Annotated in this window: 7 protein-coding genes; 6 read left to right on the top strand and 1 reads right to left on the bottom strand. The window is 65.2% G+C overall.

The window, feature by feature from the left end; genetic code table 11:
• Window positions 1-822 precede the first annotated feature (822 nt).
• Window positions 823-1,185: a winged helix-turn-helix transcriptional regulator gene (locus DD1DGNOD_RS24535; RefSeq protein WP_131765097.1), complete on the bottom strand. Its 363-nt coding sequence runs from the start codon at window positions 1,183-1,185 to the stop codon at window positions 823-825.
• A gap of 131 nt (window positions 1,186-1,316) precedes the next feature.
• Between DD1DGNOD_RS24535 and DD1DGNOD_RS24530 the strand changes: the two genes are divergently transcribed.
• The 6 genes from DD1DGNOD_RS24530 to DD1DGNOD_RS24505 all read left to right on the top strand — a co-directional run.
• The gene (locus tag DD1DGNOD_RS24530) at window positions 1,317-2,096 is read left to right on the top strand and encodes an SDR family NAD(P)-dependent oxidoreductase (protein WP_131765098.1); all 780 of its coding nucleotides are present in this window, start codon (window positions 1,317-1,319) and stop codon (window positions 2,094-2,096) included.
• 297 nt (window positions 2,097-2,393) lie between these two features.
• On the top strand, window positions 2,394-2,792 hold the full coding sequence (locus DD1DGNOD_RS24525) for a PPOX class F420-dependent oxidoreductase (protein ID WP_131765099.1): 399 nt from the start codon (window positions 2,394-2,396) through the stop codon (window positions 2,790-2,792).
• Window positions 2,793-3,333: 541 nt separating this feature from the next.
• Window positions 3,334-4,281, top strand: coding sequence for a metal ABC transporter substrate-binding protein (locus DD1DGNOD_RS24520; RefSeq protein ID WP_131765100.1), 948 nt, complete (start codon window positions 3,334-3,336; stop codon window positions 4,279-4,281).
• A 24-nt stretch (window positions 4,282-4,305) separates the two neighbouring features.
• Window positions 4,306-5,115 (top strand): metal ABC transporter ATP-binding protein, encoded by an 810-nt coding sequence (locus tag DD1DGNOD_RS24515; RefSeq protein WP_131765101.1) that lies wholly within the window; start codon window positions 4,306-4,308, stop codon window positions 5,113-5,115.
• Window positions 5,116-5,214: 99 nt separating this feature from the next.
• Entirely contained in the window at window positions 5,215-6,162 is a 948-nt protein-coding gene (locus DD1DGNOD_RS24510; protein ID WP_430827864.1) for a metal ABC transporter permease, read from the top strand.
• Window positions 6,163-6,942, top strand: a 780-nt coding sequence (locus DD1DGNOD_RS24505) for a metal ABC transporter permease (RefSeq protein WP_131771128.1), incomplete at its 3' end; no start/stop codon positions are given.

Below are 6,942 nucleotides of genomic sequence, written 5' to 3'. Positions count from 1 at the left end.
AAGGCCGGATCGGCCCGGCCGGCCAGCTCGCTCCGTCAGTGTTGTCATGTGGTCCTTTCTGGAGTGCGGAGCATTTAGTCACTGCCAGGAGTCGGTCACGGCCAAGGGGCGATGCCGGCCCGGCGTGTTTGCTTGTGGATGCATCCACCTGGCCGTCGCTGGCTGATCGAACGCCCCGTCCTCGGACGCTCCTACTCAGTGAGTCGGAGACCCAGGCCTCCGGCAGCGCGAAAGAAAGATCATCGCGCTGCCTTTGGCCATCTGGTGAGTCGGAGACCTAGGCCTCCGGCAGCGCGAAAGGAACATGATCGCGCTACCTTTGGTCATCCAGGTCCGATCGGTCGCCTTGCCCTGGTCCGCTGTTTCGGACGTGGGACAGTCGCCCGTGCGACGCTCCGATGCGTAGCCGGCGGTGTGATCGCGCGGTCACCGCAGTAGCCTGCCCCCGACCCACTGACCCCGACCAGGGCATCTCCGCTCCTTGAACTGATAAGCGCCAAGCTAGCCGCTCGCTGGATCCAAGCTCTCACGCAGAGTAACACTCGCCGGCTGCTCTACGCGACGACTACTAGGAGTTGCAGCGACAGTGGCTGGAGCGGTCGTCGAGTAGGCGGCGGGTATCTTCCGGGTACCTTCCTAAAAACTGTCGTCTACCTGACAGCCGGCGGTGATATTGCGTCCCGCAGCTTCTGGAGCTGTCCGCCCGGCAGACGGCTTTTGCGCGGGTTATCCGGATTCCGGGTGGGCACCCGCATCAGTGATCCAGGCCCCCGGGCCACTGATGGGATGAGGACCCGGGCATTCGGCCTTCCCGGGGGCTGGCTACCTGCTCGATCGTGCGTCATAGCGGTCTTGCGCGGCGCTGACCGTCAGGGCATGGTCCCGGATCCAGTCGAACAGCTGCAGCAGGGGCTGGGCCAGTCCCTCGCCGAGCGAGGTGAGGCTGTAGCTGACCTTGGGTGGGGATGAGGGCTCCACCGTGCGTTCGATCAAGCCGTCCCGGACCAAGGTGCGCAGGGTCTGGGAGAGCATCTTCTCGCTGATTCCTTCGATCTTCGTCCGCAGTTCGTAGAACCGGAGCGGACCAGCGCCCAGCCCGGTGAGGATCAGCACGCCCCAGCGGCTGGTGACGTGGTCGAGCACCGTACGAGCGGGGCAGCCGCTGTGGAACGCGTCGTCGCCCATACCGTCCTGGACACTCTCGGAGGGCTGCGAACTTGCCTTCACATTATAAGCATACTCAGAAGTGGCTCCTTACCAAAAGTAATCTCATATATTACGGTTACCCGAGACCCGAGACCCGAGATGGAGGCACGATGAGTGGATCACGTGAGGTGGCATTGGTCACAGGCGCAGGCCGCGGCATTGGTGCGGCGACAGCCCGCGAGCTGGGCCGCCGTGGCTACCACGTGGTGGTCAATTTCCGGAGCAACGTCGATGCCGCCCGTGCGGTCGCCCTCGACGTCGAAGCCGCGGGGGCGACCGCTCAGTGCGTTCAGGCCGATGTCTGTGATCCCGATCAGGTTGAGAGGATGGTCGACGCCGTCCTGGCTGATCAGGGCCGTATCGACGTGCTGGTCTGCAACGCCAACACCGTAGCCCCACCGTTTGCCCCGCTTGCATCCCTGGCGTGGAAGGACTTCATCAACAAAGTCAGCGGTGAGCTCGCCGGGGCCTTCTTCGTCACCCAACAGGTACTGGCGGCGATGCGAGGTCATGGCGGCGGCCGGATCGTGTACGTCTCCAGCACCGCCGCCGACTACGTGGGGTCCAACAGACTCTCCCACTCGACGGCGAAGTCGGCACTGAACACCTTCAGCCGCCATGTCGCCGCGGAAGCGGCGTCATATGGAATCACTGTCAACACGATCGCCCCGGGCAGCGTTCGCACCGAGGCGAGCGCCCCGATCTTCACGCCCGAGCGCGAGAAGCATCTCGAAACCCACTCGGTCCTGCAGCGCGTGCTCGAGCCCGAGGACATCGCCGCGGTGATCGGCCAAACCGTTGACGCGGGTATGCGGAGCGTCACAGGGGCACTGATTCGCATTGATGCAGGCTTTGGTGTGCTGGTCGGCGGACCGTCGTCCACCGCGTGACACGGGCGAAGGTACATCCGGTCGGAAACATACTCTTCACCTGATTGCACAACCGTGTTCCCTCCGGCCGCGGCTTTGGCATCCGCTTCGTGATGTATCCGTCCGGACGCCGTTTTCCGGTCGAACGCGCTGCCCTCGGCGCTTGGAGCCTGTTTTGGATGTTCTGCTTGAATTTTCTGTCCGGCCCGCCCGGCGAATGTAAGATCCAAGGCAGGCTCGCTACTTTGACCGGAAATTTTCTCGCCGCATCTGGGATTATCCTGAACGTGACCTCGACGTCGACCAAGGAGGAACTCAATGGCCACGCTCAACGAGGACGCCCGGAATCTGCTGAGCCGACCGGTGTACGCCTGGGTAACCACCCTGCGTCCGGACGGGTCGCCGCACAGCACGGTTGTCTGGGTCGACGTGGATGGCGACGAGATCATATTCAACACGGCGATCGGTCGGGCCAAGGAGCGGTACCTGCGTAAGGACCCACGGGTTTCGATCGGTGTGCTCGACCCGGATGACGCTTACCACCTGGTCAGCGTCTCGGGGTTGGCCCGCCTCGAGATCGACGGTGCCGACGCCGTCATCGATCACCTTGCGAAAAAGTATCTCGGGGCGGACAGTTACCCTTTCCACCGGTTGAGTGAACAGCGGATCACGGTTCGAGTGAAACCGCAAAACGTCATCCACAACGTCGGCCGGTGACGGTTGTGTGACAGGTGTACGGCTTCAGCATCTCACCGTAATCGGCCAGGAGACATCTTTCGGACGTGTTCCGGGCGCGCCGCTGCGAGCACGTCCGAGAATCGTGCGTTCTGCCGAAAACCGAAATCCGACCGTCGTCCGGGCTCGGTGAACCGGACCGGTGAGTGCCGACCCGGGCTTCGAGCCACCGGGCTCCGAGCGACCAGGCTCCGACGAAAGCGAGGCGTATAGCAGGTCCATGGTTTTCAAACGCGCTCCGGCGTGGACCTGATACGAGGGGCCGCAGCAACGGTCAGATGGCGTGCCGCCGGGATGGCCCGCTCCGGAGACACTACGTGTGGTCGCTTTTTGTGATCATATGGTTGTAATGCGTTACGAGACGGTGACATGACGTCCGGACGGTGACATGACGTCCGGGAGGCAGGTGCCGTCCGGAAGGGCGGGTGCCGTCCGGAAGGAGGGTGGCATCCTGATTTGACACCCGAACCGGGAACCGTTTTCATTACGTAGTCGTCATCCTCACAGTGGAGTCGTCTTGCGTATGTCACGGGCCCGTTCATCCTCAGGCATTGCCAGTCTTGCGCTGCTTGCTCTCCTCACCCTGCTTGCTGCCGGTTGCGGTTCCGGCGGCGGGTCCGCGTCGGCCGCGTCGTCGGAGAAGCTCAAGGTGGTGGCGACGACCACCCAGGTCGCGGACTTCGCGCGTGCCGTGGGCGGCGACCGGGTTCAGGTGATCCAGATCCTCAAGCCCAACGTCGACCCGCACGACTACGAACCTTCACCAGCGGATGTCAAGGCCATCGGTGAGGCCGACGTGCTCGTGGCCAACGGTGTCGGCCTGGAGAAGTGGCTCGACGCGACGATCTCCTCCGCGGGTTTCGCGGGCACCCGGGTCGACGCCAGTCAGGGGGTGAAGATCCGTTCAGGTAACGGTGACGAGGAGGAGAAGGACGGGGATCCGCACATCTGGCACAATCCGCTCAACGTGAAGATCATGGTTGCCAACATCGAGAAGGCGTTCACCGCCGAGGACCCGGCTGGTGCCGTCGCCTATCAGGCCAACCACGCCGCTTATGACGGCAGGGTCGATGCACTTGACGCCGACATCGCGCGCCAGATCAGCTCACTGGCTCCCGCCGACCGCAAGTTGGTGACCAACCACGACGCATTCGGCTACTACGTCGACCGGTATCAACTGACCTTTGTCGGCTCGATCATCCCGAGTTTCGACACGTCGGCGGAGCTGTCCGGCCGCGATGTCAAGGATCTTGTCGAAAAGATCAAATCCGTCGAAGTCAAAGCGATCTTCTCTGAGTCGTCGCTGCCGCCGAACACGGCCGAGACGATCGGTCGGGAGGCAGGTGTCAAGGTGGTGGCGGGCGAAGATTCCCTGTACGGCGACACCCTCGGTCCGCAGGGCTCGGCCGGCGCGACCTACCTGCAGATGGAGGAGCACAACACCAGGACAATCGTTGACGCGCTGAAGTGAGGCAAGGCTGAGGTGAGGCGACAGATGGTGGATCCCCGAGCAGACGTCGGCGCCGGGTCACTCGTGGATGCAGCCGGTGACCGTCCCCCCGCTGTGGTCTTCGATCGGGCTAGCGTCGCCTACGGCCGGGTGCCTGTTCTCGAGGATGTGGACGGGGTGGTGAACGCGGGGCACATGGTTGCGCTCATCGGTCCGAACGGGGGCGGCAAGTCGACCTTGATCAAGGCGGTTCTGGGGCTCGTCCCGGTCGTCCGCGGGTCCGTCCAGGTGCTCGGCCGGACGCCGACTCAGGCCCGTCAGGACGTCGCCTATGTCCCGCAGGCCGACACCCTTGATCTTGATTTTCCGATCTCCGTCGGGCAGGTCGTGCTGATGGGCCGGTACCGCCAGGTCGGTTGGGTACGCAGGCCGCGCCGGTCCGACCGGCTGATCGCCGCCGAAGCGTTGGCCGCGGTGGGGCTTGCCCACCGCAGCGCCGACCGTTTCGGCACCTTGTCGGGCGGCCAGCGTCAACGGGTGCTGCTCGCGCGGGCGATGACCCAGCAGCCCAGGCTCCTGTTGCTGGACGAGCCGTTCAACGGTGTGGACGCGGTCTCCCGGCAGGCGCTGCTGTCGGCAATCGAAGGTTTGCGTGCGGCCGGTGCCACAGTTGTCGTCAGCACTCATGACCTGTCCCTGGCGCATCTGGCCTGCGACGACGTCTGCCTGGTCAACCGGCACCAGTTCGGTTTCGGTCCGACCGCGGCGACGCTCACCCCCGACCGGCTGCGGGCGGCCTACGGCAGTGCCGCGCTCGAGCTGCGGGGCGAGGGTGTCATCGTCGCTCATTCGTGAGTCGCCCGGTATGAGTCACGCACGTGTGAATCGCTCGTTCCCGGGTTGTCGGCTGACAAGGGGTCTGCTGACGAGGGAGCCGCTGCCAAGGGGTCCGCTGTGCTGAGCCGGTTGCTGGTGGATCCGTTCGCGCTGCCGTTCATGCAGCGGGCGTTGGTCGAGGTGCTGCTGCTCGGCGCGTTGGCGGGCGGTGTCGGGGTGTTCGTGGTGCTACGCCGGCTGGCCTTCCTCGCGGACGCGCTCACCCACGCCGTCTTCCCCGGGGTCGTCATCGGATACCTGGTATCGCGGGAATCGGGGATCGTCCCAGGGGCGCTGGTTTTCGCGATCCTGGCGACGGTACTGTTCACCGCTTTTGCGGCCAGGGCACGGGTGAGTCAGGATGCTGTGCTCGCGATCCTGCTGACCTCGTTCTTCGGGCTGGGGGTCGTGCTTGTGTCGCGGCAGCGTTCCTACACCGCCGACCTGACGACCTTCCTGTTCGGTCGTGTGCTCACCGTCGACTCCACCCAAATCGCGCAGACAGCAGTGGTGGCTGTAGCCGTCAGTCTGGCGATGTATGCGTTGCGTAAGGAGCTGCTGCTGCGGACGTTCGACCAGCAGACCGCGCAGGCAATGGGCTACCGCGTCGTGCTGCTCGACCTCACCCTGAACCTGATTATCGCTCTGGTCGTCGTCGCCGCGGTCAAGGCCGTCGGGACGATCCTCAGTATCGCGCTCCTGGTCGTTCCGGCGGCTACCGCCCGGCTGCTGTCCGATCGTCTGCTGGTCGTGACCGGGCTCGCGGTCCTGCTCGGCATGCTCGGCGGATGGCTGGGGCTCGCGGCCAGCTATGAGGCGTCGATCAACCACGGGGTACGGCTGGCCTCGGGTGCCACGGTCGTGCTCGCGCTGGTCGCGTTCTACCTGCTTGCGCTGGGCATCGGCCCGCTTGCCCGGCGTCGCCGGCGGCGGCGCATGAAGCTGCCACCCGAGGTCGCGGACGTCGGTGAGCTCTCGGCCGGCCGGCTCGTCCCGGGGACGCACACGGGCGGGGGTGTCCGCTAGATGGCCGTCCTGAGTCTGCTGTCGGACTCCTACACCCGCCGTGCCCTGGGCGAAGCGGTGTTCGTCGGTGCGCTGTGCGGCGCCGTCGGTGTGCACGTGGTACTGCGTCGGCTGAGCTTTTTCGCGATGGCCATGACGCATGCCACCTTCCCGGGGGTCGTGCTCGCGGCGATCCTGGGCGTCAACCTCTACCTCGGTTCGGGGATTTTCGGCTTCCTGGTGGTCCTTGCCGTGGCCGCGCTGTCGGCCCGTGGTGACAACGCGAGCGTCACCGGTGTCGTGCTGTCCGGCAGCTTCGCGCTGGGGGTGTTACTGCTGTCGGCGCAGACGGGGTTCACCAGGGACCTCACCGCCTATCTGGTCGGATCCATCCTCACCGTGCAGACCGGTGACCTGGTGACCTCCGGGATCACCGCAGCCGTCGTGCTGGTGGTCCTCGCGCTGCTGTCCAAGGAACTCGTGTTCGGGGCCTTCGATCGGGATGCGACTGTCGCGATCGGTTATCCGGCCGGCCGGCTCGACGTCGTCCTCCTGCTGCTGATCGAGGTGACGATCGTGACCTCGGTGCCGGCAGTGGGGACGATCCTTTCGGTCGCACTGATCGTGGCGCCGGCGGCGACGGCCCGGCTGTGGTGCGACACCGTGGGGGGCATGACCGCGCTCTCGATCGTCATCGGAGTCGCAAGCAGTGTCATCGGCCTGGTGATCAGCGAACAGTGGTCTGTGGCGGCCGGCGGCGCGATCGTGCTCACCGCTTCGGGGATCTTCGCGTTGTCGGCG

This window comes from Candidatus Protofrankia californiensis (assembly GCF_900634765.1).
Classification (GTDB): domain Bacteria; phylum Actinomycetota; class Actinomycetes; order Frankiales; family Frankiaceae; genus Protofrankia; species Protofrankia californiensis.
This window is presented reverse-complemented; position numbering and strand designations above follow the sequence as displayed.

What these genes read in the sequence shown, in the direction of transcription:
- DD1DGNOD_RS24515 (WP_131765101.1), top strand. Translation starts at nt 4,306, where the DNA reads ATGGTGGATCCCCGAGCAGACGTCGGCGCCGGGTCACTCGTGGATGCA.
- DD1DGNOD_RS24535 (WP_131765097.1), bottom strand. Translation starts at nt 1,185, where the DNA reads ATGGGCGACGACGCGTTCCACAGCGGCTGCCCCGCTCGTACGGTGCTC.
- DD1DGNOD_RS24525 (WP_131765099.1), top strand. Translation starts at nt 2,394, where the DNA reads ATGGCCACGCTCAACGAGGACGCCCGGAATCTGCTGAGCCGACCGGTG.
- DD1DGNOD_RS24530 (WP_131765098.1), top strand. Translation starts at nt 1,317, where the DNA reads ATGAGTGGATCACGTGAGGTGGCATTGGTCACAGGCGCAGGCCGCGGC.
- DD1DGNOD_RS24520 (WP_131765100.1), top strand. Translation starts at nt 3,334, where the DNA reads ATGTCACGGGCCCGTTCATCCTCAGGCATTGCCAGTCTTGCGCTGCTT.